Annotated in this window: 25 protein-coding genes; 12 read left to right on the top strand and 13 right to left on the bottom strand. The window is 70.4% G+C overall.

Translation table 11 applies throughout. The features are described 5' to 3' along the window. Positions 1–8: 8 nt before the first annotated feature. Positions 9–1,697: a hypothetical protein gene (locus HS104_25510; protein MBE7483320.1), complete on the bottom strand. Its 1,689-nt coding sequence runs from the start codon at positions 1,695–1,697 to the stop codon at positions 9–11. Positions 1,698–1,888: 191 nt separating this feature from the next. Then, complete coding sequence (locus HS104_25515) at positions 1,889–2,713, bottom strand: TrmB family transcriptional regulator (GenBank protein ID MBE7483321.1); 825 nt, start codon at positions 2,711–2,713, stop codon at positions 1,889–1,891. Positions 2,714–2,775: 62 nt separating this feature from the next. On the opposite strand from HS104_25515, the gene HS104_25520 reads away from it, so the two are divergent. After that, positions 2,776–3,528, top strand: a complete 753-nt coding sequence (locus HS104_25520; GenBank protein ID MBE7483322.1) for a hypothetical protein — start codon at positions 2,776–2,778, stop codon at positions 3,526–3,528. 54 nt (positions 3,529–3,582) lie between these two features. Here HS104_25520 and HS104_25525 read toward each other — a convergent pair whose 3' ends face one another. Beyond that, positions 3,583–5,181 (bottom strand): hypothetical protein, encoded by a 1,599-nt coding sequence (locus HS104_25525; GenBank protein ID MBE7483323.1) that lies wholly within the window; start codon positions 5,179–5,181, stop codon positions 3,583–3,585. 185 nt (positions 5,182–5,366) lie between these two features. Between HS104_25525 and HS104_25530 the strand changes: the two genes are divergently transcribed. Both HS104_25530 and HS104_25535 read left to right on the top strand, forming a co-directional pair. After that, positions 5,367–7,196: a hypothetical protein gene (locus HS104_25530; protein ID MBE7483324.1), complete on the top strand. Its 1,830-nt coding sequence runs from the start codon at positions 5,367–5,369 to the stop codon at positions 7,194–7,196. Positions 7,197–7,300: 104 nt separating this feature from the next. Continuing rightward, the gene (locus HS104_25535; protein ID MBE7483325.1) at positions 7,301–7,834 is read left to right on the top strand and encodes a YcxB family protein; all 534 of its coding nucleotides are present in this window, start codon (positions 7,301–7,303) and stop codon (positions 7,832–7,834) included. A 7-nt stretch (positions 7,835–7,841) separates the two neighbouring features. Here the strand turns inward: HS104_25535 and HS104_25540 are convergent, their stop codons facing one another. Beyond that, positions 7,842–8,780, bottom strand: a complete 939-nt coding sequence (locus HS104_25540; protein MBE7483326.1) for a M28 family peptidase — start codon at positions 8,778–8,780, stop codon at positions 7,842–7,844. A 144-nt stretch (positions 8,781–8,924) separates the two neighbouring features. On the opposite strand from HS104_25540, the gene HS104_25545 reads away from it, so the two are divergent. Next, on the top strand, positions 8,925–9,974 hold the full coding sequence (locus HS104_25545) for a lamin tail domain-containing protein (protein ID MBE7483327.1): 1,050 nt from the start codon (positions 8,925–8,927) through the stop codon (positions 9,972–9,974). Positions 9,975–10,276: 302 nt separating this feature from the next. Here the strand turns inward: HS104_25545 and HS104_25550 are convergent, their stop codons facing one another. Further along, positions 10,277–11,353 (bottom strand): hypothetical protein, encoded by a 1,077-nt coding sequence (locus HS104_25550; protein MBE7483328.1) that lies wholly within the window; start codon positions 11,351–11,353, stop codon positions 10,277–10,279. Positions 11,354–11,400: 47 nt separating this feature from the next. Here HS104_25550 and HS104_25555 point away from each other — a divergent pair, with 47 nt between their 5' ends. Then, positions 11,401–11,829 carry an SRPBCC domain-containing protein gene (locus tag HS104_25555; protein ID MBE7483329.1) on the top strand — a complete coding sequence of 143 codons (429 nt, stop codon included), beginning with the start codon at positions 11,401–11,403 and terminating at the stop codon, positions 11,827–11,829. Here HS104_25555 and HS104_25560 read toward each other — a convergent pair. Next, positions 11,826–13,331: a hypothetical protein gene (locus HS104_25560; GenBank protein MBE7483330.1), complete on the bottom strand. Its 1,506-nt coding sequence runs from the start codon at positions 13,329–13,331 to the stop codon at positions 11,826–11,828. The two genes, HS104_25555 and HS104_25560, sit on opposite strands and share 4 nt — an antisense overlap. Before the next feature lie 177 nt (positions 13,332–13,508). Between HS104_25560 and HS104_25565 the strand changes: the two genes are divergently transcribed. Next, entirely contained in the window at positions 13,509–14,519 is a 1,011-nt protein-coding gene (locus tag HS104_25565) for a retinol dehydrogenase (protein MBE7483331.1), read from the top strand. Between the two features lie 38 nt (positions 14,520–14,557). Then, entirely contained in the window at positions 14,558–15,196 is a 639-nt protein-coding gene (locus HS104_25570) for a bifunctional nuclease family protein (GenBank protein MBE7483332.1), read from the top strand. 1 nt (position 15,197) lies between these two features. Here the strand turns inward: HS104_25570 and HS104_25575 are convergent, their stop codons facing one another. After that, entirely contained in the window at positions 15,198–15,584 is a 387-nt protein-coding gene (locus HS104_25575) for an acyl-CoA thioesterase (GenBank protein MBE7483333.1), read from the bottom strand. 1,333 nt (positions 15,585–16,917) lie between these two features. On the opposite strand from HS104_25575, the gene HS104_25580 reads away from it, so the two are divergent. The 3 genes from HS104_25580 (at position 16,918) to HS104_25590 (ending at position 18,851) form a co-directional block, all read left to right on the top strand. Continuing rightward, positions 16,918–17,553 (top strand): HNH endonuclease, encoded by a 636-nt coding sequence (locus tag HS104_25580; GenBank protein MBE7483334.1) that lies wholly within the window; start codon positions 16,918–16,920, stop codon positions 17,551–17,553. Between the two features lie 304 nt (positions 17,554–17,857). Continuing rightward, entirely contained in the window at positions 17,858–18,115 is a 258-nt protein-coding gene (locus HS104_25585) for a hypothetical protein (GenBank protein ID MBE7483335.1), read from the top strand. Between the two features lie 253 nt (positions 18,116–18,368). Then, complete coding sequence (locus HS104_25590; GenBank protein ID MBE7483336.1) at positions 18,369–18,851, top strand: universal stress protein; 483 nt, start codon at positions 18,369–18,371, stop codon at positions 18,849–18,851. Position 18,852: 1 nt separating this feature from the next. On the opposite strand, the gene HS104_25595 is transcribed toward HS104_25590, so the two are convergent. Genes HS104_25595 through HS104_25605 form a run of 3 tightly spaced genes read right to left on the bottom strand, consistent with a single transcriptional unit; the run spans position 18,853 to position 22,015 of the window. After that, positions 18,853–20,592 (bottom strand): histone deacetylase, encoded by a 1,740-nt coding sequence (locus HS104_25595; GenBank protein MBE7483337.1) that lies wholly within the window; start codon positions 20,590–20,592, stop codon positions 18,853–18,855. 4 nt (positions 20,593–20,596) lie between these two features. Next, positions 20,597–21,067, bottom strand: coding sequence for a universal stress protein (locus tag HS104_25600; protein MBE7483338.1), 471 nt, complete (start codon positions 21,065–21,067; stop codon positions 20,597–20,599). 42 nt (positions 21,068–21,109) lie between these two features. After that, positions 21,110–22,015: a formamidopyrimidine-DNA glycosylase gene (locus HS104_25605; protein ID MBE7483339.1), complete on the bottom strand. Its 906-nt coding sequence runs from the start codon at positions 22,013–22,015 to the stop codon at positions 21,110–21,112. Positions 22,016–22,271: 256 nt separating this feature from the next. Between HS104_25605 and HS104_25610 the strand changes: the two genes are divergently transcribed. Continuing rightward, a complete protein-coding gene (locus HS104_25610) occupies positions 22,272–22,700 on the top strand; it encodes a ferritin family protein (GenBank protein MBE7483340.1) in 429 nt (142 codons plus the stop codon). A gap of 53 nt (positions 22,701–22,753) precedes the next feature. Here HS104_25610 and HS104_25615 read toward each other — a convergent pair whose 3' ends face one another. The 3 genes from HS104_25615 to HS104_25625 are packed head-to-tail and all read right to left on the bottom strand — an operon-like array spanning position 22,754 to position 25,261. Continuing rightward, positions 22,754–23,638: a DMT family transporter gene (locus HS104_25615; GenBank protein MBE7483341.1), complete on the bottom strand. Its 885-nt coding sequence runs from the start codon at positions 23,636–23,638 to the stop codon at positions 22,754–22,756. Further along, positions 23,631–24,152 (bottom strand): adenylyl-sulfate kinase, encoded by a 522-nt coding sequence (locus tag HS104_25620; GenBank protein MBE7483342.1) that lies wholly within the window; start codon positions 24,150–24,152, stop codon positions 23,631–23,633. The genes HS104_25615 and HS104_25620 overlap by 8 nt, the downstream gene beginning before the upstream one ends. Then, positions 24,149–25,261 (bottom strand): aminoglycoside phosphotransferase family protein, encoded by a 1,113-nt coding sequence (locus tag HS104_25625; protein ID MBE7483343.1) that lies wholly within the window; start codon positions 25,259–25,261, stop codon positions 24,149–24,151. The genes HS104_25620 and HS104_25625 overlap by 4 nt, the downstream gene beginning before the upstream one ends. 201 nt (positions 25,262–25,462) lie before the next feature. Here HS104_25625 and HS104_25630 point away from each other — a divergent pair, with 201 nt between their 5' ends. Further along, a complete protein-coding gene (locus HS104_25630) occupies positions 25,463–26,044 on the top strand; it encodes an RNA polymerase sigma factor (GenBank protein ID MBE7483344.1) in 582 nt (193 codons plus the stop codon). Position 26,045 lies beyond the last annotated feature (1 nt).

Here is a 26,045-nt window from a genome sequence, read left to right on the forward strand (position 1 = left end):
CGATAGGATCAGTGACGGCAAGCGCGGCGCCGGCGGCGGCCACCCCAGAGCCCGAACCAGAGCCCGATGAAGCCGATCGCGGCCTGGTCGCCGCTGGCGCTGGCGCGGCAGCCGCAGCCGGAGCCGTCGTCGGAGCCCGCGCTCTCGAGCGCGCCGCCTCCCGCGGCGCCCGCGTCGCTCTGACCTCCGCCGGTGCCGAGCGCGAGCCCGCCGTCGCCCGCCGCGCACTCGCCGCCGGCGCAGCACGTTCCGGCGACGCACGCCTGTCCGCTCGGGCACTTCACCCCGTCGCAAGCGTCCTTGCAGCTGCCGGCCGAGCACAGCGAGCCGCTCGGGCAACCACCGGGGCAGGAGAGATCCAGGCAGTTGCCGGTCTTCACGTCGCACTCGAGCGGGGCCGCGCACGAGAGCCCGTCGCACTGGGCGCAGTGCGGAAAGCACTTGCCGCTCTGACAGACCTCGCCGCTCTGGCAGCTCACGCCGGCGCACAGGTCCACGCACTGGTCGCCGACGCAGGTCTGCCCCTGGGGACACACCACTCCGGTACAGGGCGCGCCGCAGCTGCCGTCGCGGCACACCTCCCCGGCACCGCAGCCCACGCCCACGCACTTCGGCTCCACGCACAGCCCCGTGTCCTTGTCGCACGCGGTGCCGCCGTGGCACGGGAACTCGGCGAGCTCGCAGTGGCCGACGCATTTCCCGTGATGGCACAGCTGATCTTGCTTCGGGCAGGTCGCGCCGTCGTCGGTCTGACCGTCGCAGTCGTCGTCGAGGCCGTTGCACTGCTCGCCGGAGCTCTCGAACAGCGGCGAGCAGGAGAGCTGCCCCTGGTCGCAGACGGTGACTCCGCTGGCGCAGACGCCGGTCTTTCCGGTGTCGCAGGCAACTCCGGCGCCGGAGCAGCGGATCCCGCTCACGCTGGTGAGCATGTCGGTGAAGTCGTTGTTGGGGCTCTTGTTGCTGTCTTCCCAGGCGAAATAGAAGGTGTCCTGAAAGACGTGGCTGCCGTAGGTGAGCAGGTGGATCCACGACGCGCCACCGGCGTAGTCCGGGTTGTGCTTGCGCTCCGAGTAGTAGATGAAGCCGTGCCCTTGCGCCGCGGCCGCCAGCGTCGCGCAGCAGCCCAGGGCGCCGCAGCTGCCGCTGCCGCCGCCGTTCCCGTCGCCCTTCTCGGGCGTGACCAGGAAGAAGCCGATCTCGCCGCCGGCGTAGGCCGGCTCCTTGGACAGATCGAGCACCACCGCGTCACCCGGCTTCGAGTTGCAGTCGAGCATCAGGTGCAGATCCTCGAGCTTCGGCTTCTGCCCCGTCGCGTTGTACCAACCAAAGCCGTTCTTGAAGAGCGCGGTGCCGCGCGTGATCAGCGTGAAGGTCTGCGGGCAGGTCGGATGGAATGTCTCCGGGACGACGACCGCTTCTTTCCACGGATCGAGCCCCGCGAGGTTCGACGGGATGCAGGCGTTGTCGTTCTCGCTGTGCCAGAGGCGCGTCTCGCAGGTGCCGTTCTGCCCGAGGTCGCAGCTCGGCGAGCCGCCGGGGCACGCCTTGCCGATGTTGCAGAGACCCGGCTCCTTGCAGCGGCAGGCGAACGCCGCAGCGAGGCCCGTCGGCGAGCCGCCGTCGCAGCCGAGCTGCGCCGGGATCGGCGCGCCGTCCGGCTGGCTGAGGGCCTGCGCCGAGCCGGCTCCGAGGAGCACGGAGAGAAGAGCGAGCGCCGACCGAATCAGTCCCAGCTTGTGCCGTGTGCCCCGCATCGTTTTTCCGTAACTCTTTTGTGAGTTACGCTCCTATTTGCCGCAGAAGAGCAGTGAGTCGCTGAGCCGCGCCCCCGGCCAAGGAGAGCGTGACTCAGCGCTGAGTCACGCTCTACGCCCGGGCCCGGGGCCCGTCAAGCGCGCTTCTTCCCCGGGCCTTTTCGCCGCGGGGCCAGCTCTTCCACGGGGGCCAAGAGGGCCGTCAGCCGGGTGACCACCGCCGCCGTGTCCACCCCCCGGCGCTGCCCGAGCAAGGTGATGTCCAGCACCAGGTTGGCCACGGCCATCTCGACCAAGGCGCGCTCCTCGGTCAAGACGGCGCGCGTACTCGGGAGCTCGTCGGCGCCGCCGAGCAGGGCGCGCCGCTGGTCGGCCACCAGGATCAGCTTGTGCGGCCAATACGCCTCGAGCTCGTGCTCGTCGATGCCGTAGCTGAGCACCGTGCCGAGCGCGCTCTCCAGCGGGTTGAACGAGAACAGGATGATCTCGACGCCCCGGCGTCGCGCGTCGCGAAACGCCGGGGCAAGCCGCGCCGCCTCGCGCCCCCACAGCGAGCCGTAGAGCTGCTTCTCGGTTCCGCCGATCAGCCGCTCTGCTTCTTCGAGCACCGAAGCATAACCCTGGATGGTCCAGGTGATGCTCGTGCTCGCCGGCTGCGCCAAGCTCTCGAGCGAGCTCTTCAGCCCGCGCAAGCGCTTGGCGAAGCGGGCCTCGATGATCTTCTCCAGATCCGCGGGGGGCAGCGCCACGTAACGCGCCGGCTCGCGTCCCGCCACGTTGACCAGGCCCTGGCCCTCGAGCCGCTTGAGCACGCCGTAGATGGCCGACCGGGGCACCCCCGAGCGCGACGCCAGCTCGTAGCCCGTCGCGGGGCTCACCTTGAGCAACGCGATGTACGCCTTCGCCTCGGCAGAGGTGAAGCCGAGCTCCTGTAGCGCCTCGACGAGATCGTCGCTCACGCGAGGCTGTTTGGCACGATTGGACTTTGTCGCGCAAGTCGGCGGATAACCGGCCGGGGCCGTTGCAGAGCTTCGCCGTCGTCACCCTGATGCTGTTCACCGTGGCCGTGCTCGGCTGGTACGTCGTGCACAGCGTCCGGGAGCAGACGTTCGGCACGACCCGGCTGTTCGGCTTCAGGCTGTCCTTCCGCTGGCCGGACCAGCCGCTGCGCTTCGGCTGCGCCATGGCCGCGTATTTGGGCCTGCTGTTGCTGGTCGCGTACGCCACCCTGGTCGGGCTGGCCGAGCTCGATCCGCCTCTGTTCTTCCTGTGGCCGGGCCTCGGCGGACCGATCCTAGCGCTGGTGCTGTCGGGTCGGCACTGGGGCGAGCCCGCAGGTCGGGAGTTGCTCGAGGCCTTCGCCGCCCACCTGCGCGCCGACGATCGCGAGAGCGTGCGGACCCTGGTGCAGGACCATGCTCCTGCCGGCGCGGCGCGCCGGCTGCTCGATGCGGGGCTCGGCGCGCAGCCGGCGCAAGAGGGCACTGGGGACTACCGATCGAGCGCCGCGCGGCGCTGGACCTCGCTCCTCGAGACGCTCGACCGCGCCCTCGAAGCGGAGCGACGGCGCGGGCGGCGGCGCCTGCTCCCGGCGGCGGCAGCGCCGGTCGCGTGCTTGGTGCTGCTGGCGCGACCGTCGCAGGACGGCTCGACGGCGGCGTGGGTCGTCGCCGGCTTCGAGCTCGGCTTCGCTGCCCTGACCGTGTGGATCGCTCGCCGGCGAGCGCGGCGACACCGCGAAGCGTTGTCGGTGCTTCGCGCGGCCTTGCGCTAGGCTCGTCACCGAAGGAGCCGCCCTGAACCGTACCCGCGGCAGGCGCGCGCCGAGCTACGGCTGGGCCACGTCCCACTTCGGTCGCTCGGGCGTCTTGGCGAGCGCGTCGGCGTCGGCGACCACGGCGCCCTTCTGCCGCTCGCGACCCTCCAAGAAGTACACGAACTCGAGCTGCGCCTCCGGCTTGCCGCGCTCGCTGACGAAGAGCCGCACGAATTCCGTGGGAGTCACCGCACGGCGCCCGGCGACCGTGACCCAGGGCGGCTTCAGGCCGGCGCCGGGCTCGGTCGCTTCGTAGGCCTTGATCACCAGCTCCGAGCAGACCACGCGATCGTCGGTGGCGAAGTCGAAGTCGAAGTCGTAAGGCCGGCCGAAGTAGCGGAGCGACCGCTCGAGCCCCGCCGCGATCTCGACCAGCGGGAGCTTGGGCCGAAGCGCCGCCACGTAGTCCGCCCCGCAAGAGTGCTCGAAGCTCTGCGCCACCACGCCTTCGCTCACCGCCTCGACCACCGAGTGCGGGTGTCCCGCCGCGTCCCTCTCGCCGAGCGCCTTCCACGCCGCCGGGTGCTTCTTCGCCAGGTGGGCGCTGAACGAGCCGTCGAAGCGCTTCTGCACCTCGGCGTCGGCGTCGAAGGTCTTCTGGATGTCTTGTTGCGAGCCGCTGTAGAGGGCGGCGTGGGGCCAGAACCCGGGCAGGCCCACGTTGGACAAGTACCAGTTGCGGCGCTCGACCAGGATGTCGCCCGGCCGGAGCAACCTCCTCATCTCCGCGAGCTGAGCGTCGTTGATCAGGCGCCGCGACTCCGGAGCGAAGCGCGTGTCGCCGGCCCACTCCGCGACCTCCTTCTGGATGGGGAACCAGGCCGAGAACGCCGTGCTCTTGAGCAGCTCCGCCTTGTTCTCCGCGGTGCGCAGCGCGCCCTTGACCTCGGTGAGCTTCGCGAGCGCCGCTTTGCTGCGCACCCCCACCAGCGCGCGGATCCGCTCGCCAGGCTTGCCTGCCAGGTGCTTGTCGATCCACTGCTCGTACCACTCGGCACCGGCGGGCACGAAGGAGTAGTCGCGGGCGCGGCCCAGGCGCGCGCGCATTGCGCTGAAGGTGCCGCGCGGCAGCCCGAGCTCCGGCATGGCCTCGTCGAAGAGCTTGGGCGCGAGGTCTTTGCCCGCCACCACGTCGAGGAAGGCCTGACCGCCTGCGACCTGCGCGCAGAGCGCGGCGTAGCTGATGCCGTAGCTCCTGGCGTGCAGCCCCGGGTGCGCCAGATAGTCGATTCCGAACCATCCTTCGTAGCGTCGCTTCAGCTCGTCGAGGGCCAGCATGGGCTCGAAGAAGCTCCACCAGAGCTCGCGGATCTTCTTGCGGTCCTCTGCCTTCAGCTGATCCGTGCTCTCGATCTTCAAGAGCGCCTCGGCGGCGCGCGCGTCGGCGACGGCGCGATCGAGCTGCGACGCGTACCGCTCCAGGCGCTCCGCGTCGTCTCCGGTCAGCTGCTCCAAGGCCTCGGGCGAGAGCTTCCAGAGCGGGCTCACCGCCGTGCCGGTGACCCGCCGCGCGAACGGGTAGCCCGCTTGCGGGCGCGAAGCAGGCCAGAGCCAGAGCGCCGCGAGGACGACCGCCGCGATGGCTCCGGCGATCAGGGAGCGCTTCTTCATTTGCCCGGTCATGATCTGGATCATCCTACGACGCACCTGCGCCCGGTTGGAACACGCCGCACCCGCGACCGGGCCACGTGCGTCCATGTGAGAGCAGCTGCGTCCATGTCGTTTCGCGTTGGCGAGCACGAGAGTTGGGAATACTCTCCGCCATCATGCGAGTACGTCACATCTCTTCGGTCCTCGTGACTTTGTTCATTGCTGCTTGCTCGGGTGGGGGCGACGACGGAGGTTCGACTCCGGAAGATCAGCTCGAGCCCGAAGACCAAGCGGGCCTCGACGGCGAAGGCAAGTTCGACGCGTGGGACTACGCGAACAACCCGGCCAACGTCGATCCGAACTTCTCCTACTTCGTCCACCAGCTCCCGCTCGACGGCCACGGCCCCGTGCCGATCCCGGGTGACTACTGGGCCACGCAGAAGGACAACCTGAACCACGAGTGGGACGGCGCGGGCTCTTCGCCGGCGGAGAAATACGCCAAGGCCTTCGGCAAGGCCGCGGTGCCGGCGAACATCACCAAGTACCACGGCATCGAATCCGCCTCGTACCAGAAGGAGTGCACGCAGGGTGGAAACGAGTGCGCCGGCTCCACCGACGGCGGCAGCTGCTCGATCCCCAAGGGCGCGACCAAGGGTCGCTGCATCCCCGGCTGGTGGGGCATCTGCCACGGCTGGGCGCCTTACGCGCTGGCGGAGACCGCGGCGATCAACCCGGTCACCAAGAACGGCGTCACCTTCTACCCCGGCGATCTCGAAGGCCTGATGTCGCTGCTCTACACCGACGTCCCGACGAAGTTCGTCTCGCGCCGCTGCAACAAGGACGAGCCGGTCACGGACGGCACCGGACGCGTCACCGCGGCCGAGTGCCGTGACATGAACCCGGGTAGCTGGCACGTCATCACGACCAACCTGATGGGACTTCGCCGCCAGGGCTTCATCATCGACGCCACCTACGACCTGCAGGTCTGGAACCAGCCGGCGTACGGCTACAAGATCACCAATCCGGTGGACGGCAAGCTGAAGGAGATCAGCAAGGACGAGGCGATCTCCATGCTGGGCGCGAACCTCACGCTCACCGAGATCTTCCCGAACGTCTTGATCAAGAAGGACGAGACCAAGGCTGGCGAGTACACCGCCACCGCGGCCGGCGACTACACCATCAAGATGAGCGGCAACGGCGACGCGGACCTGTACGTCAAGAAGGGCTCCGCCCCGACCGAGTCCGACTACGACTGCCGCCCCTACGGCGGCAACTCCAACGAGGAGTGCCCGATCAAGCTCGCGGCCGGCGAGAAGGTCTTCTACATGGTCAAGGGCTACGGCGACGAGAGCACCGTGACCCTGGGCGCAGCCGTGCCGGGCTCCGGCGGCGGCTACACCTACAACACGCTGGCCAAGCGCTTCTTCTACGTGGAGATGGACTTCACCTACATCGTGGAGTCCAAGCCCGCGAAGCAGTCGCACGTGGACCAGGCGCTCTCGAGCTACGCCACCACCAAGCACTACAAGTACATCTTGGAGGCGGACGACGGCGGCAAGATCATCGGCGGCGAGTGGGTCGGCGAGAGCCGCACCAACCACCCGGACTTCGCCTGGTGGCCCACGGGCAAGCCGCTGAGCAAGCAGGCCGGCGGGCTCATCACCTACGAAGAGGTCAAGGCGCTGAACGACGAGGCGGCGGCCGCGCCGGTCGTCGAGGACACGGTCACCGTGCTCGACGGCGTGGTGGTCAAGCAGACCGGGACCAGCTGGGCGAGCAAGTACGGCTCGGTGGTCGTCGAGCCGGGCTACAAGAAGCTCGAGGTCACCATGACTGGCACCGGCGCCGCGGAGCTCTACGTCCGCGTCGGCCGTAACCCCACGGTGTACGCCTACGACTGCAAGAGCACCACGGCGGGCACCTCGAACCAGACCTGCACCGCCAACGTCTCGTTCAACGGCAACACCTACTTCGTGCGCGCGCGCAGCAAGACGCCGGGCACGACGGTCAGCGTTGTGGCCAAGAAGCTGAAGTGAGCAGCTGACCCGAGGATATCGGCGCGCGCCGGGACTCGTTCCGGCGCGCGCTGGTGTTTTGTGGAGGAAGGCTCGGTCTCGAGAGACGTAGGAGGCCACACGCCATGCGCGTCAGCTTCGAGCTCACCCGCGACGACTACGCCGCGCTGACGTTCCACAAAGCATCCCCGCCTCGGATGACGCGGCAGAGGCTGCTCGTCCTGGCGCTGCTGCTCGGGGTGATGGTCGGGCTGATGGGCCTGTTGACGCTGCTCCACGGCGGCCTCGCGTGGGTCGACGAGGCGCCGCTGCTCCGCCCCCTGCTCTGGGCCATCGGCATCGCCGTCGGGGCCTTCGTGGCGATCAGCGCCCTGCTCTGGGCGCTCCGCCTCTGGGTGCGCCGCCTGCCGCGGGACGACGGCGCGACGCTGGGTGAGCACACGCTCGAGGTCGATGAGGATGGATTCCACGTCGAGGGTCGCTCCGGGCGTGCGTTCGTGAAATGGAGCGCGATCGTGGAGGTCCGCGAGACCAACGAGCACCTGTTCTTGTTCGTCGATCGCATGCTGGCGTACGTCGTCCCGAAGCGCGCCTTCACCTCGGCCGACGAGTGTGCAGCCTTCGCGGACTACGTCAGGGCTCGAACGCCGCGGAGCTGACTCGAGCTCACCTCGCGAGCTCGGTGACCACGTGCTCCACACCCAGCACCACGCGCGCCAATCGCTCGAAATCCAAGCGCTCCGGCGTGTCGCTCGCGGCGTGGTAGTGCGGATTCCGGAAGGGCGCGGTGTCGGTGATCATGATGGCGGGGAAGCCCTCCTGCCAGAAGGCCCAGTGATCGGACCAGCCGACGCCGGGCAAGAGCCCGGGCACCGCCGCGCCTTCGGAGGGAAAGCGGGCGTTCTCGCGGAACGCGCCGAGCGCACGGCGCACCAGCTCCTTCGAGGCCGGATTGCCCACGAAGCCGATGAAATCGCCCCGCGAAGGGTAGAAGAAGCCGAGCGGAGGCGGGTACTTCTGGCTGCCTTCGGCGTCGGAGAAGTAGCCGATGCTCTCCAGGCTCAGCATCGCGACGATCTGCTCGCCCCGTTCGCGCGCGCGCTTGGCATGGCGCCAGCTCCCCATGTCCGCGGTCTGAAAGTGCGGAGGCTCCTCGTTCACGAACGCGACCAGGCGCACGCTGCGCGCAAGCGGTCCTCGCCGCACGAGCCGCGCGGCGATCTGGAGCAGGGCCGCGGTGCCGCTGGCGTTGTCGTCCGCGCCGGGGGTGCCGGGTGCCGAGTCGTAGTGCGCCCCAACCAGCACGATCTCGTTCGGCCGCTCGCGCCCCATGAGCTCGACCTCCAGGTTCTTGCACTCGACGCCAGCCACCTCGTAGCGCTGCACGCCGACGCGGAGCCCCGAACGCCCGAGCGCCTGCTCGACGTGCTCGGCGGCGCGGGCGAGGCCTTCGGGCCGTCCCACGTTGCGCTCGCCGATGTCCACGGACAGCACACGCACGTCGTGCTCCAGGGCGCGCGACAGCTCCTGCGCTTCCGGCGACAGCGGCTCGAGGGGTCCCGAGTGACTCCTCCCCGGCATCTTGAGCCACGAGCCCCAAGCCATGATCGCCGCGAAGACTACGGTGCCCACCAGCGCCAGCGCCAGCCGCCACGCGAGGGAGCCCTTCCGAGTCGGCAGGTGCCGACGATAACACGACAATCGTGCCCGTCATTGACGCCCGCCATGCGCGAAGGGGAGACTCGTGTCATGCGCACGTCTCACTTCGTCTTCGGTCTCGCCCTGGTTGGCTTCGCTGTCGCGTTCTCGTCCGCAGCCTGCTCCTCGGACGGCAGCGCCTCGTCCGCTGGCGGCGGCGGCACCGGGAATTTCGGAGGCACCGGCGCGACCGGCGGCGGCGGCACCGGCGGCGGCACCGGCGCGACCGGCGGCGCGGCGGGCTCCGGCGGCGCGGCGGGCTCCGGCGGCGCGGCGGGCTCCGGGGGCTCAGCGGGCTCCGGCGGCGGCGCGGGCGACGCCAGCACCGACGGCGGCGGCACGCCCGGCGATCACCTGCTCATCACGGAGGTCGGCATCCAGCCCGGAGGCGCCGAGTTCATCGAGATCTGGAACCCGACCAACGCCGAGGTGGATCTCGCCAACTACTACCTGTCCGACAACTCGGCCTACTACAAGATCGCCAGCGGCCCCTGGAGCCCGCAGGGCACGCCGGAGACGGACTTCCTGGCGCGCTTCCCCTCCGGCGCGAAGCTCGCCGCGGGCGCCGTGCTGGTCGTGGCCCCCGAGAGCGCGAGCGGCAACCCCACCTTCGAGGCGAAGTTCGGCAAGTGCCCGACCTACACGCTGAACTCGACCGGAACGCCGCTCACTTGCGGCAGCGGCAACGTGCCCGCGATGAACATCCCGACCAACGGCAGCGTGGGCAACCAGGCCGGCGCGTTGATCAGCAACGACCGCGAGATGATAGTGCTGTTCCGCTGGAACGGCAGCGCAGCCACGGTCGAAGACGTGGACTACGTGACCTGGGGCGCGACCTTCGACGACAACACCCGCATCGACAAGACCGGGGTCACCGGTTACAAGGCCGACACGGCGCGCGCCGCGCAGAAGTCGGCGAACCAAGGCGTAGCCGGTGACGGCGGCGCCAACCTGGCCATCGAGCGCTGCGCCATCGAGAGCAGCGAGAAGCTCAGCGGCGGCAACGGCATGACGGGTCACGACGAGACCAGCGAGGACATGGCCACGAGCTTCAAGTCCCAGGCCTCACCCAGCCCCGGCACCAAGAACACCTGCCTGTAGGAGAATTTGCGCCACGAACGCCACGGCGCCACGCTCGCCACGGAAGAAGAAGCAGAAGAAGAGATTTTGGTATCAAGCCCGAGAGCGCCTCGCGCGCTGCGATGCTTCTGTTCCCCCGGTCGCTCGTCCCAGCCCGTCATCCGACCTGATTCAGGGCATTCAGGTCGGAAGGTCCTCCTCGGTTCGGCGAGACAAAAGCCGTGGCGTCCGTGGCGCGCGTGGCGACGTGGCGCATTTCTTTTGCTCGAACACCCGCGCGTATCAGCGTCGCGAGGCGCGCGGGCACTCCCGCGGAGCGAGAATCAGTGCGTCCGCGCCTCGTCGCCGACGTACAGCTCCACGTGGTCTGCGTCGGCGGCACGCCGGAGGGCGATCACGTCGCGCGCGTCCACCGAAGCAGCGACGCCGGTCGAACTGGTGGTCAGAATCCACTGCGCGCCGGGGAGCGCCTGCCCCAGCGCGCTCGCCAAACCGGCCTGCGTCGCAGCGTCCTGGTGCAGATCGACCTCGTCGATGGCGATGACGCCCTCGGAGGTGCGCGGATCTTGCCCCGGGTACGCCGCCCACAAGAGACGGGTGGAGAGCGCAGCGAAGGCCACTAGGTGCCGCGCGCGCGTGGGCAGCGCGTCGAAGAAGCGCTCGCGATCGTCGGAGTCGATGAACACGGGCTCGAAGGTCGCCGCGTCGAGGCCCCGATACGCGAAGCCGGCGAGCGACACCAGGTGATCGACGGCGGAGTGCATCGCGCCGCCCAAGAGGTCGAGGCGTCGCCCGCGGTCGCCTCCCCCGCGCGACAGCGCCGAGCCGATGGCCGCGTAGGCCAGGGCCTGCTTCGTCTCGCGCGTGAGGTCGGCTCGCGCCGCTTCGTCCACGCTGCTCGGGCCGCGCACGTCGTAGCGGGCGACGGTGCGCGCTGGCGCGCTGATCGCGAGGGGCTGTCGCGAGAAGAAGCGGTTGGCCGGCAGGAGCAGGAACGCGAAGCCGCCGCTGGCTGCGCGCTTGTCGAAGAGCGCCTGCTCGCGACGACGGAACGCCTCCTCTTCGTCGCTGTGCCCCAGGCGCGCGCCCGGCGTGCCGACGCGGAGCGTGTGCGGGCGCTCGGCGTCGTCCTGGCCGAGCCAGTACTCGCAGATGGCCTGAGGAGCGACCGGGCGCATCAACGAGGGATCCGGCGGCGCGCCGCCCAGCACGCCGGGGGAGAGCGCCACGGTGTTGCCGGGGCGGGTGGCGGCGAGGGCCGAGAGGAGGGTGGTCTTGCCGACGCCGCCGGCGCCGTGGATCACCGTCACGCGGCGCGGTCGCCCTTCGTCGTCCGAGAAAGGCAGCACCAGATCGTCGAACGGACCCACGAAGATCAGGCGAGCCGAGCTGAGGAACATGCGCGGCTCGGAGTCTAGCGCGAACCATGCGAAAATCCCCCCGACCGATGCAGCTCAGGACCGAGATCGAGATCGCGGCGTCCCCCGAGCGGGTCTGGCAGGCGCTCCTGGACTTCGCCCGCTACCCCGAGTGGAACCCCTACGTGAAGGCGGTCGAGGGCAAGCTCGGGGTCGGGGAGCGGCTCACGCTCACGCTCACGCCCGCCGACGGCAGCGAGCGGCGCCAGGTCGTCACGGTGGTGAAGCTCGAGCCGGGCAGCACCCTGCGCTGGACCAGCAAGTTCCTGCTGCGCCGGCTGTTCGACGGCGAGCACTACTTCGAGCTCGTCTCGCTCGACGGTGACCGCACGCGCCTGGTCCACGGTGAGGACCTGAGCGGCGCGATGGTTCAGCACATGGGGCCGCGGCTCACCGCCATGGCCCGGGGCTTCGTGGGGATGAACGAGGCGCTGAAGCGGCGTGTGGAAGCTCGCTAGAGCTTCGGCGGCGCTCGCGTCGCAACGGACTTCGCGGCCGCCTTCAGCTCCTCACCCTCGCGCAGGCACGCCCAGCAGTCGTCACGCTTGTCGTCGCCACAGCCCTTCTTCTGCGAGAAGCGGCCGAGCAGCGGCACCACGCGCCGATCGCCGTGCTCGAGCGCCCGGGTCAACGCGTCCTTCACGGAGTCGCAGCTCTCGGCAGCGCGCAAGTCGAGCACGACCAGGAGCGCCGGCGACGCCTTCTTGCGCACCTCGTCCGTGGTGAGGAGCGCCTCTGCCAGTAGCGCCGCCGGATCGTTCTTCTTGCGGGTCGTCCAGATCGAGTACAGGAGATCCGCGCCCGTCGCTGACGGCAGCTTCGCCATGGCACCGAGCGCCTCGCGCATGGTGTCCGGATCCAACGCTGCGGTCTTGAGCTTGGCCGAGAGCTCGGGGCTGCCGGCGTAGAGCTGGTTCTGGCTGGCCTTGGCCGCGTCGTCGCCGACCGCACGGCGCTTCGCGGCGGCGCGCGCGCCGCCCAACGCGAGCACATCGTCCACGCTGCGTTGGCGCGGCGGCCGCGCCTCCACCGCTTGGAGCGCCGACTCGTCCAGGCCGGGCTCCGGCTGCGCCGGACGCGGCGCGGGCGGCTCGGGCGCCGGGGACGGCGTGCTCGACGGTGGTGCCGCCGACGCGAGCGCGCTCGACGCGCCCTTCGCGCCCGTCGGCGCCGCCTGAGGCGCGGTGCCGCGCGCGAGCAGCGCGGAGCAGCTGCCAGAGAACAACGCCATCGCGCCGAGCCCGAGCGCCACCGCGATCACGGCAAAGCCCCAGAGCGGACCAGCGCCTTGCCCGACCCGCACTCGCTGCGCCAGCGCCTCCTGCAACGTGGGCAGCTCTTCGAGCGCTGGCGCGCGGGACGAGGGCGGCCCGGGCCAGGCCGAAGACGGCGGAGCGGGTGCCTCGACCCTCGGGCTCGGCTGAGTGGGGGCGAGGCTGGCCGAGCTGAGCCCACGCGGCGGCGCCACGATCGGCGACCCGACGGGCGGCGCTTCGACCTGCGGCGGCTCGGCGACGATGGCGTCGAGCGACTCACTGAGCGTGTCCAGCATGGCGGCCGGCGGCGGTGGGCGAGAGACGCGCTGGGGAGCCGGCGGCGGAGTCGCAGGCTGCGGCGGAGGATTCGACGCTCGTTGCGACGGCGGCGGCGGCGCCGAGGGCCTGAGGGGCGCCGACGGCGGAACCGAGGCACGCCCCGAGGGCGGAGGCGGCGGCACCGACGGCCGCCCCGCCGCGCGCGCGGGGGGCGGCGGCGGCGTGGAGGCCCGAGCGGATGTGGGCGTCCTGCTGGCCGGCGGCAGGCCGAGCGCGCTCGGACCCGGCGCGCGGGCGAGCTTCGCGGCGAGCTCCGCCGGCCGCCGCGACGGATCCGGCGAAGTGAGCTCCTTGGAGTCCACCGTGGGATCGACGACGGTGTCGTCGGGGATGGCGTTCGGGATCTCGTCCCACCCACGATCCACGAGGGAGGTTCGCGGGCGCGCGGGTCGGTTCTCTCGGTCGCTCATCCCTCGGGGCGGAAGATTAGCCTGGAAATCGCGCTTCGGTGCCTTTTCGGCTCTCTTTTCCCCAGCCACCGGCGCGGCCGGCCGCTTTCCCGTAGACTCCGCCCGGCCGCACTCTCGGCCCTTGGAGCCGGTGTGACACGAAAGATCGCGGTCGTACTCAACCCGAACGCTCGCGGCGGACAGCGCGCGATGAGCGGCCGGGCGCGCCGGCTGGAGCGGATCATCAGCTGGCGCGGCGCCGTCTACGCGACGCGCACCCTCGACGAGCTGGGCGACGCGGTGCGGGACATCCTGAAGAGCCCGCCCGAAGTGTTGGTCACGGACGGCGGCGACGGCACGCTGCACTGGGTGCTGAACGAGGCACGAAAGCTGTCTCCAGACGTCACGAAGCTACCGCCACTCTTACCGACGAACGGCGGCACCATCGACTTCGTCGCGAGGAAGGTCGGGATCCGTGGACACGCCGAGAGCATCGTCGCGGCCCTGGTGCGCGAGCTGGATCGGGAACGGATGCCCCAAGTCCTGGAGCTCGACTCGCTCTGGTTGACCGGACGCACGGAGAGCGGGGAGCGCTTCGATCGACTGGGGTTCGCCCTCGCTGCCGGCGGCATCGGCCAGCGTTTCTTCTCGAAATACTACGAAGAAAAGCGCCTGGGCGCCGGCGCCATCGTGCGCGTGGTCGCCAAGGCGGTGGCCTCCAGGGTCGCGGGAACGCTGCGCCTGCCGCTGCCGGAGCAGCTGCTCGACTACGGACAGGCCGTGTTCCGCCCCACCTCGGCGAAGGTGCGCATCGACGGAGAGCTCGTCCCGGGGACTACCCACGGCGCCATTCACGCAGGCGCCATCGACCTGCACCTGGGCGGCGTGTTCCGCGTCTTCCCGCTGGCGCGCGACGACGGCTCGCTGCACTTCCAGGCCGGAGAAATCGTGCCAAAGGAGATGATCCTCGCGCTCCCCGCGCTGGCTCGCGGCGGCGCGATCCCGAGCGAGCGCCTGCGCGAGATCAGCGGACGCGAGATGACCATCGAAGCGATCGGCGACGAGTCACTCTCCCCCATCATCGACGGCGAGGCGTTTCAGGGACTGAGAGAGCTCTCGGTGCGCCTCGGGCCCCGCATCCGTGTCCCGCGCGTTCGAGCCTGACGGCGCTGCCCTCGCGCGCTACGCTTCCGAACACGTAGATGTCGCAGCGTGTTGCCTTGCTCCTTTCGATGCTCGTGCTCGGCTCCGGCTGCGCGAAGATCCGCGCCACTCTCGACAAGGCCAGCACGGCTGCCCCCAGCCAGAGCTCGAGCGCCGCGGCGGCGCCGGCCCCAGCGCCCGCCCCGAGCGCCGCCGCGCCGGTGTCGGTACCCGACGGCTATGCGCGCGTCCGGGTCGCGGGGGTGACCCGCCTCCCCCACGGCGGGGACGCGGTGCTGCTGGTCGAGGAAGGACGCAAGCGCGCGGTGCCGATCTTCATCGGCGGCACCGAAGCCCTGTCCATCCAGCTCCGCCTGAAGAAGCAGCCGTTCACCCGCCCCTTGACCCACGACCTCCTGGACTCCTCCATCAAGAAGCTCGGCGGTCGAGTCGAGAGCGTGCGCGTGGACAAGATCGAGAGCAACGTCTTCTACGGCACGCTGGTGCTGGTGAACGGCAGCGGGCACATCGAGCTGGACGCCAGACCCTCCGACGCCATCGCCATCGCCATCGGCAACGGGGTCCCCATCCACGTGTCCCGCAAGGTCATCGACCACGCTGGCCTGGACATGGACGGCGAGGACATCGACGATCTGCCCGCACCCCAGGGCGAGAGGCCGCCGCCGATCAGCTTGTGACTCAGGCCGAGTCGATGGCCCGCGGGTGCGTCTCCGGCGCGCGCAGCACCGCCAACACCTCGTCGGGGATCCGCCGCGGCGCGTGCTTGTCGTCCACGCACGCCAGCAGCGTGTGCCCTTCGGTCACCAGCTCTTCGGGCGACGCGCCCTCGCGGAAGATCCGGTAGTCGAAGCGCACCGTGACGCGGGTGTGCTCCCCGAGCCGAGTCTCCACCACCAAGCGCTCGTCGAAGCGCGCGGTGCGCCGGTAGCGCACCCGCGCCTCCACCACCGGCAGGTGCAGGCCCTGCTTGGCCCACTCGAGGTACTCGACACCTCGGCGGTGCATGTACTCGACCCGGCCGGCCTCGAAATAGGAGAGGTACGAGCCGTGGTGGACGATGCCCATCAGGTCGGTCTCGCAGAAGCGGACTCGGACCACGTACAGGCTCTGGCAATGGGCGGGCGGGGCCGACTTCACGGGGCGCGGAGCCTACACGAGGAGCCCGCGCGCGCGCGACCAGTCCCGCTCGGTAGTCCGGCCGGACAGAGGGTGAGAAGCGACGCGTTCTCGAAGAGTTGAGGGCGGTCACGGGTAGGGCGCTCGAGCAGGCGCAAATTCGCAACTGAGGTCAGGACGGGCGGCGCTGGAGCCGAAGGCGTGACCATCGGGTGGCGCCGGGCTCTGGTGAAGCACCGGAGGCGGCCGCGCAGTGGTCGAGCGCGCGACGAAGACCTGATGTCCGTGCACCTGTCGGGCGGGAGTGCGACTGAGCTCGCGCTCGCGCAGCTTTCGTACCCACGGCGCTGCCGCTGACAAAGACCACCAAGGGCATCCCGTGCACGCCCGTTTGTTTGCGGGCGTGCGAGCAGCGTTTCAGCGTACGGTGACCTGAAGGAAAGAGCATCGAGACGTCGATTTCTCTTGACGCATTCTCGAGCGACGCGCGTTCGCGTTCGACGACCACGCCGCCGATGGCCTCTCGCTCGCCCGTGCTGACGCGCTCGTGCGCGTTCGTGCGCGCGACGACGCGCGACGCTTTCCGGTGCTCGAAACGCGCTCTGCGTGCCAGCGGTGAGCTCGAAAAATCGCGTGATATGCCAGAGAGCATGAACGCTCTCTCTTCGGTCTCCGACCACGAGCTTCGCGAGCGGCTCTCGGCCGCCGTGAGCTCGGAGCGGTCGGCGTGCGCCAACGTCATCTTCCACCTGGCAGAGCTCGACCGCCGCAGGCTCTGTTGTTTCCCGTTCTACGCCACACCACCGACAGCGATTCCTCGACTGCGGCAGACCGGAAGCGAGTTCCTCCGGCTCGGCCGGACTGTCTATTTCGACGAAGCGTGCTCCTCCCTCTTCGCCTACTGCACCGAGCGTCTCGGCTACTCCGAGGACAGCGCCACCAAACGCGTCCGCGTGGCCCGCCTGGTCCAGCAATTCCCGCAGGTGCTCGATGACCTCGCGAGCGGCGAGCTCCACCTGACGGGGCTGTTCCTGCTCTCCGGCCACCTGACGGACGACAACGCCGAGCAGCTCCTCGCCGAGGCGCGAGGGAAGTCGAAGCGCCAGCTCGAAGAGCTGCTCGCCCGCTGGTTCCCGCGGCCGGACGTGCCGCCGACCATCACCCCGATCACGCCCGAGCCGGCGCAGGGGAACTGTGCACATGGTCTGGGGCAGGTAACCCGGCCCCGCCGGCCCAACCGCCTCGCGGTCGCGTCGAGCCGCTCTCGCCGGCGAGCGTTCGCGTGGAGCTCACCGCCGGCGTCGCGTTCCGCGACAAGCTCGAGCAAGCCAGCGCTCTGCTCAGCCACAAGGTGCCCAACGGCGACCCCGCGACGATCCTCGAGCTCGCACTGGACCTGCTCATCGAGCGGGAGACGAAACGCCGCTCCGGCGCGGGTAAACCGCGCAAGCGCCGCGAGACGAAGCCGGGCTCGCGGCACGTTCCCGTGGAAGTCCAGAGGGCTGTGCGAGAGCGGGACGGCGACCAGTGCACCTTCTCCGACGCCGAGGGGCGGCGTTGCTCCGCCAAGCGCTTCTTGACCATCGAGCACGTCGACCCGTTCGCGAAGGGCGGGCCCACGACGGTGGACAACTGCTGCTTGCTTTGCAGGCCTCACAACGCCCACCGAGCGCGCCAGGTCTTCGGCGATGAGCACATCCAGAACAAGATCTCGGAGGCGCGCGCGAATCGAAGACAGAGCGCGCCACCGGCGCCGACGCCCAATCACGACGTGTCCGAAAAGGTGCTCGGAGCGCTGGTTCGGATGGGGTTCAAGCGAGCGGATGCGCGACGAGCCGTCGAGCAAGCGCGGGTGCGCGAGGTGGAGCCACTGCTCGAGCCGATGCTTCGCGCTACGCTCGCCATTCTCACACCCTGAGACGGTTCGGGCACACCCCACGTCGAATGGGGTGTGCACGGATTGCCCTTGGTGGTCTTGCCAGCGGCAGCGCTGTGGGCACGAATGCGGGCGCAGGAGAGGAGCTCGTCGTGAGCCGAACAGGTCGCAGTCAACGCAGGGGCATCGGCATGCGGGTCAAACGCTTCGGCGACGCGCGCCTCGACGAGGTCCGCGACCCGCGCGACGGGACGCGCTCTCGTCGCTCGAGCCCGACGACGTCCGCCCGGCCCTGCACGCTGCGACGCGCGCCGCCCAGCGCCGCAAGGCGCTCGAGCCCGACGGCTTGCCCTTCGGCGTCGTCTCGCTCGACGGCAAGGCGACCAGCGTGCCTGCCGCCGACGACTTCTTCGCCCAGCGTCAGACGGCCACGGCCGAGGAGCGCCTGCTCGGCCTGGTCAGGACCGTCACGGCCACGCTGACCAGCTCCACCGCGCGACCCGTCATCGACGTCGTCCCGATCCCAGCCAGCACCAACGAGATGGGCATGATCCCATGCGGCTCGAGCTCCAGAGACCGCCGGCTCCCGCCGGCGCCTGCGTGAGCGGTGCCAAGGCCTGCGCGCCGACCTGCTCTTCGACAGACTCCGCCTCGATCACTGCCCTCGGGCTCCTGCCCCCGTAGAGCTCGATGGCGCTTGCTCCTGAGCGGCCCATGTACCTCTCCACCGCCCCGTCCCCTGGTCACCACTTCCCAGCCGGTGGTGGCGACGCAGCTCGACTCGGGGAGAACCGATCGAGACTGCGCGCGCGACGGGGGAGCTTGCTTCCGCGGCGAAAGCGGCAGATAGAGCGCGCATGCCGAGCGCACCGCCTCCCGCCCCACCGGTTCCGCAGACCTACAAGATCGTGGTCGGGGTCGACTACTCGGAGCAGAGCGAGCGGGCGTTGCGCGCGGCCCTGGACATCGCCCTCTACCGCGACACGCAGATCTACTGCCTGGCCATCGCCGAAGGCTACGGCCCGGGTCGCCCCGCGGCCGAGAGCGCGGAGATGCACCAGACCTTCCACGACGAGGCGCAGCGCACGCTGGACCGCTTCATCGCGAAGGAGATCGACCTGTTCGAGCAGAGCGGGGTGAAGCTCAATCGCAAGCGCGTCGCCGCCGCCATCGATTTCGGCAAGCCCGTGGACGGCGTGCTCGCCCTGGCAGAAGACGTCCACGCCGACCTGATCGTGATCGGCACCCACGGCAAGAAGGGCCTGGAGCGCCTGTTCGTGGGGTCCGTGGCGTCGGAGGTGGTCAAGCGGGCGCTCTGTCCCGTGTTGGTCACGCGCTGAATCACACCAAGCTGAACTTCACGCGCTCCATCTCGGCCTCCACCGCAGCGCGGTCCACCGGGCGCTGGTCGAGCCAGTAGGCCATCTCCCCGGCTTCCCAGGTGTAGCGCTCGCCGTTCATGTGGACACGCCCCGCCGACAGAGCACGCGAGAGGTCGCCCAAGGGGACGTGCCCCAGATCGCGCAACAAGGCGTCGAAGTGCGCCTGGTGGCGCGGGTCGATGAAGACCATGGCGAAGCGCGCCGCGTAGGCGGTGTGGAGATACGCCGGGCGGAACGCTATGCCGGCGAGCCCGAGCCGCTCGGCGACGCGGCCGAACAGCTGCCCCGCCTCCCGCGCGATGCCGAGCCCCGGCTCCTCCTGCCCCGGCAGGCGCGGGCGCTTTTCGCTGAAGCGGCCCCGGGGGTGGCGCAGCGTCAGCCAGTGTACGTAGAGCATGTCCTCATCGGCGACGCGGCGCTTCTCCAGCACGGTCTCGATGAGCAGGTGCTCCACGCCGTCGGACTGGCCGAAGAGCCGCAGTCGATCGCCGCGCTCGTCGCGATCGACCGCGACGCGGAAGCCGCCGTACCCCAGGCGCCGGAGGTGCTGGAGGATGCCGTAGCGCGACATCGCGTACTCGATGCCTTCCGCGGTGTAGTAGCCGAGGAAGCGCGGCGAGCGGCTGGCGTGGCGGTCGAGCTCGCCCATCAGATCGGCTTCCGTGATCCACAGCGGCCCCTCGAGCTTGTCCCGAGTGAGCTCCCGCGCCACGGTCGCGAACTGCGTGGTCATCGGATCGACCCGCGGCGGAATGGGCTTCAGTGTCTGTCGTGCGAGCACCATGCCGGTGCCTGCGAGCGCGCGCCAGGCGTCCACGGTGTAGCCCCCACCCGGGAGCCAGACGGACGGCACGCCCTCGAGCGAGCGCAGCACGGCCAGATCGCGCCGGCGCACCCCATCCAGACTGAGCGCCAGGGCGCCGAATCGATCGTGCCGGAGCACGTCGCCTCCGGCCAGCACGAAAGCCAGCCCGGCCGGCGGCATGCGCGAGAGCAAGGCGTGTAGCGCCGACAGGTAGCTGCCGTCGTCGCAGTCGCGCGGCAGCACGGTCTCGTCGACGCCGTCGAGCTTTCCCCAATCGGCGCCCGAGAGCGACCCGATCCAGACGCTGGGGTCGCCGACGAAACACTCGGCCGTCCCGTCCGGAGGGTGGGCGTCGAGGTCCAGCACGACCACGCGCTTCCTGAAGCCCTCCTTGCGCACCGCGGCCACCGCGACGGCGATGTCGTTGACGATGCAGAACCCTCCACCGCGATTCGGCCCGGCGTGGTGAAAGCCGCCCAACAGGTTCAAGGTCGGGCCCCGGGTCCCGAGGGCCTCTCGCGCAGCGTCCAGCGTCCCGCCGCACGCGATGCGGATGGTCTGCACCACCTCGTCCACGACGACGTCCGACGGGTCCACCGCGAAGGCGTTGCCGATGGCCACGGGATCTTGCAGCGACTCGAGCAGCTCGGCGCTGTGGACTCGCGCCAGATCCTCGTAGCGGATCCGGCTCGGCGTGCGCACGTCCTCGGCGACCAGGTAGCCGGAGCCCACCAGATACGACAGCGCCAGATCCGCGCGCCGCGGATCGATGCCGGTGCTGGCCTCGATGGACGCGAAGGGCAGGCGGTAGGCGCGATCGTACCAGATGGCGTAGGGGTGGCCGTGGACCCAGCGCCGAGCGCGAGTCGCCAACGAGCCGAGGAGCGTCGGCATGGCGTCAGGCGTCCGGGCGCTCGGAGCCGGCCGGCACCGTGAGCACGGGCACCGGCGAGAGGCGCACGATCTTCTCGGCGACGCTGCCCATGAGGAAGTGGCGGAAACCGCGCCGGCCGTGCGTCGAGATCACGATCAGGTTCGCGCCGCTCTTCTCTGCCGCCGCGAGGATGGCGCTCGCCGGCTCCCCGCTCTCGAGGCGGTGCGTCATCCTCACGCCCGCGGGCAGGCTCGCGCCGGCCAGGAACTCCTTCATGTCCCGCTCGGCGTTCTCGGCGATCAGCTCGAACAGCGAGCGCTTCTCGCCGCCCGCGTGCTCGACGGTGACGTCCTCGGGGACCAGCGATGGGTGGTCCCAGACGTGGATGACCTCGAGCTCGGCGCCCAGAGTCTCCGCCCAAGCACCCGCGAGCTCCAGCGCTCGGCGGCAGTGCTCGGAGTACTCGACCGGGACTAGGATGCGGGAAGTGCTCATGCGCGCCTCGCGGGGCACTTGTAGCCCAGACGGGTCGGAGCGTCACTCGGCCTTGCCCAGGCGTTCCTCCAGCTCGTCGATGCTCTTCGGCCAATCGCCTTTGAGCAGCCGCGACAAGCCGCGATCGGCCAAGAGCTTGCCGCCCGTCTGACAGCGCGGGCAGTAGTTGACCTCGTTCTCCGCGAAACGAATGCGCTGGACCTTGGTGCCACACACCGGGCACGGCCGCCCGTAGCGGCCGTGGACGGCCATTCCCTCGCGGAACGCCGTCACCTTCTCCGGAAAACCGTCGCCGACCTCGGCTCGGGTGCGCTCGATCCAGGTGAGCAAGGTGTCGCGGGTCGCGGACAGGAGCCGCGCGAGCTCCTCGTCGTCCAGCTGGCGGGTCAGTCGGACCGGAGACAGCCGCGCGTGGAACAGGATCTCGTCCGAGTAGGCGTTTCCGACGCCGCTGACCAGGCGCGGGTCGGTCAGCGCCCGCTTGAGCGTGCGGTTCTCGCGCCGGAGCGCCGCGGCGAAGTCCGGCAGGCTTGCCGCGAGCGGCTCGACGCCCCCCCGATCGAAGGGCTCGAGCGCCGCACGTCCGCGCACCACGTGGACGCTCGCGCGCTTCTTGGTGCTGGCCTCGGTGAAGAGCAACGTCCCGTGCTCGAAGTCGAGGGCGAGGAGCCCGAGCTTCTTCGGCAGCGGCGCGCCGCGCTCGCGCCAGCGCAGGCGGCCGGCGATCATCAGGTGAATGACCAGGAACAGGTCGCCCTCGAAGGCGAGCACGATGCGCTTGCCGATGCGCTCGGTGCCGGCGACCCGCGCGCCGTGCAGCTCGGAGAGCGGCGGTGCGAACGTGCGCACGACGAACGGGCTCGCGACTCGCGCGCGCTCGAGCACGCGGCCACCGATCAGCGCGGCGAGGCGCTCGACGTAGACGAGCACGTCCGGGAGCTCCGGCATGACGCCTCGGAGTCTAGCCTTCGCCCGCGGTAGATTGTGCCGGCCGCTCGGGCGAGAGCGAACCAATTGCGCCCGCCGCGACCGCTCGGGATGGTCGGCGAACGCAGCCCCTCCCGGCATCGCGAGCGAAGCGAGCCCGCGACGAGCAAAGCGAGTCGCGTCGGGGGACCGGGGGCGTGCCCCCGGCGGAGGACTACGGTGGGGGTGGGTGGGGGGACACTCCAAACAGGGCACGAATGTTGCTCCGTCGCGGCGCATGGCAATCTCCGTCCAGCAGGCCGTCCGAAACGCTGTCGCTGCCGAGCGCGCCGCCGCGCAGTTCTACCGCGCCCTGGCTGCGCTCGATCTCGAGCCCGAAGTCCAGGCGTTCTTCCTGGACATGGCGAAGCAGGAGGACCAACACGCCCAATCGATCGAGCAGGGCGGCAAGCGCCTGGTGGGCGGCGAGCTCCCTGAGCGGGCGGACATGGCCGTAGAGAGCGTCGAGACCGCGCCGGAGTGGCTCGTCGCAGACACCATCTCCAAGGACAACGCGTTGAAGATCGCCCGCGACAACGAGATCAAGGCGTCGCTGTTCTACGACGCGCTCGCGGACTTCTGCCCCGAGCCGGAGGCTGAGTTCTTCCGTCAGCTGGCCAACACCGAGCTGGAGCACGCGAAGCGTCTGGAGCAGGTCGAGCTCTGACGGAGCCTTCGCTGTCTTGCCATGGGCTGATCGCGATGACCCGAGTCTGATCCTCACCGCTCGGCGAGCACCCAGTAGGCAGCGGCGAGCACCAGCGCGCCGCCGAGCCACGCCGGCCACGACGGCACTTCGTTCCAGGCGACCACACCCACGACGACGGCGACCACGGGCTCGAGCAGCATCAGGATGGAGGCCCGGCTCGCGTGGGTGTGGGCGAGGCCTCGGATGAACAGGACGCCGGCGACCGCGCCGGGACCGAGGCCCCCCAAGACGAGGAGGCCGAGCGCGGTCGGCGGGGTGGAGAGCACGTTGCTCGGCAGGAACGGCAGCATCACGAGGAGCCCCGTCGGGATGTGCCAGCACAGGATCTCGGTCGGCGCGAAGTGGCGGCCCAGGCGCTTGGCGGCGAGCAGCGACATGGCGAAGAACACGGCGCTGCCCGCGCCGAGCAGCGCGCCGCCCAGTGCGATCTTCGAGCCGTCGCGCCAAGGCTCGAGCAAGGTGACGAGCCCGGCGAGCGCCACCCCGAGCGCGCCCCAGGTCCTCCGGCTCACGCGCTCGCCGACCACGAAGGGCGCACCCAGCGCCACCAGCACCGGCGCCAGGTAGTGGGTCAAGACGGCGACGGCGAGCGAGGTCTTCTGCATGGCCCAGAAGAACAAGAGCGCGTTCGCGGCGTCGAACACGCCCTGCAACCCGAGGAGCGCCCAGACGCGGAGCGGCCGCCGCACGCGCAGTCGCTCTCGCAGCGCCAGGGGCAGCGACGCGACGAAGATGGTCGCGAAGACCACGAACGCCTCGAGCGCCGCGTTGACGCCCCCGCGCGCCTCGGCCGGTCTGAAGAACAAGCTCCATGTGCCCCAGGAGCCGGCAGCCAGGGCGATCATCAGCGCGCCGCGGGTGCGGCCGCGCTCGCCGCCGGCGGCAGCGTCAGTCACTCTTCCCGAGCATCTCGGTGATCGCGAGCGCGATGCGCTCGACCGCCGCTTCGTCGTGCCCGCCTCGCGCCACCACGTCCGGCCGCTCCGGCACCTCGTAGCCCAGATCGGCGCCGGGCACGCCGCCGGCGCGCCCTTCGCGCACGGCGCGATACAGGCCCTTGGCGTCCCGCGCCTCGACCTCCGCTTGGGACGCCTCGACGTAGACTTCGAGGAACAGAGGGGCGCGCTCGCGGGCTCGCTCACGGAACAGCTTCAGGTGCGCCGTCGCGGGCACGACCACCACCAGGCCCTGACGAGCCAAGACTCCCGCCAGGTTCGCCAGCGTCGCGTAGTACTCGTCCCGAGACTTCGGGTCATAGCCGTGCCGCGGCACGAACGCGGCGCGCACCTGGTCGCCGTCCAGCACGCAACACGCCGTTCCCTGCGCGCTCAGGCGCTCGCGCAGCGCCACCGCCAACGTGGACTTCCCGGACGACGGCTTGCCGGTCATCCAGACCACCACGCCGTTCACGACAGCACCTCGTCGGCGAAGGCGGGGTCGAAGCGCTCCGCGCCGAGGGCGCGCTCGATCAACCGGAACACCCGGTCGCGCGCGTCGGCTTCGACGTTGGGGTACCAGAGCGGGTTCGCGACCACGAGGCCGCGCCAGGCCAGGAACGGCGCTGAGACCTCCAGGAGCTCGGCGTCGCCGCTCTCCCGGAGGTACACCTCCCAGAAGCGGTGCCAGAGCGCGCGGAACGCGCCCTGCCAGCTCCCCGGGTGCTCGACCGCGAAGAACACGTAGTTCACCGCCATACACGTCACGTCGTCCGCCGGATCCCCGAGGCAGCCCCGGCTGGCGTCGAGCAAGGCGATCTCGCCGGCCTCCGAGAGCACCACGTTGAACGGATGGTAGTCGCCGTGCGTGCGCCGCAGGCGGTGCGCGCGCCTCTTGAGACGCCAGCGCCAGGCGAGGGCCTGGCTCTCGATGGCCCGGAGGCGCTCCGGCGGCGCCGCCGGCACGTCGGCCGCGTAGGCGTCGATGAGCCCGAAGATCCCCTCCCCGCTGCCGATCAGATCGCGGATCGCGCGCTGGTACCTGAGCGGCTCGTCGTGCCGCTCGGCGTGGATGGTGACCAAGTGGCGCGCCAGCGCTTCGACGTGCGTCAGCTCGGCGTCGAGCGCCGATCCGCGACGGGCGATGCGCCGGAGCTCGTCGGCGTAGAGGGTTCCCTCTGCGAAGGACGTCACCAGGTAGAACTCCCCGGCGTCGGCCAGCGAGATCAGACCCTGCCCGCTCTTGTCGATGGCGCCGACGTCCAAGGCGCGGACGTGTCCGGGGATGCGGCCGAAGCGGTCGAACGCGAGCAGGAGCTCCGCGGCGCGATCCGCGCGCCGATCGTGGCCGAACTGATCGCTCTTGGCGGTGTGGAAGACCAGGGTCCGCTCGACGCCCATTGCGTCGCGCACCCGAAGCCGGAGCGGAACCCCGTACCCGACCCCCTTGGCCGTCGCCGCGTCCTGTTCCTCGGCGTCGTCCACGTCGAACGGCTCGGCCGAGAGCAGGGTCGCCCCGGGCAGGATCCGGGAGACCACCTGCTCGAGGGCGGGCGCGACGCGACGGGCGAAACCACTGGCCACGGCGCCGGCAGTTTAGTCGCCGGGCCGGTCGGGCCGGCCAGCTCGGTGAAATCCCCCATGGTTTCCGCCGCCAAGGGGCCCAGGTTGCCGGCCCGGTCCCCGTCGCCGACCCTGCAAGTCCGGGCGGGGAAGCCCCGTTAGGAAAAAGGCGGTCACGAACCGCGTGCCGAGGGCCACATGGGTTTGGACAAGGAGCTTTCGATGGGCGTAGAGGCAGCGACGAACCTGGACGGCGAGAGCCCAGTCCCACGCTCGGCCGAAGACCGAGCCATCGAAGACGCGATCCGGAGCGGGGACCACCGGCTCGCCCTGGCGCTGTGCGCCCGGGACCACGGGGCGGCTGTCGGCCGGCTGTGCATGGCCCTGGTCGGCTCCCATGCCGAAGCCGACGATCTGGTGCAGGAGACGCTGCTCGATGCCCACGCCGGCTTCGCGGCGTTTCGCGGCGACGGCTCGCTGCGCTCCTGGCTCTTCGGCATCGCTCGCAAGAAGTGCGCTCGGCTGGTGGAGCGGACGACGCGGCGCACCGCGCGCCTGCGCTTGGTACACGACGCGGAGCGCGACGGCAGCGCCGAGGAGCTGATGCTCCTGCGCCAGCGCGCGGACGCCGCGCGCTCGGCGCTGTCCAACATTCGCCCCAGCGAGCGCGAGGCAGTGGTGCTGCGCTACGCCGGCGAGCTCAGCTTTCGTGAGGTGGGGATCGCGTGCGGCATCGACGAGGCCGCGGCGCGCAAACGTGTTTCCCGGGCGCTGGCCCGGCTGCGTGAAGTCGTGAAGGAGTGAC

It is taken from the genome of Polyangiaceae bacterium (assembly GCA_015075635.1).
In the GTDB taxonomy this organism is placed as follows: Bacteria; Myxococcota_A; Polyangia; order Polyangiales; family Polyangiaceae; genus JADJKB01.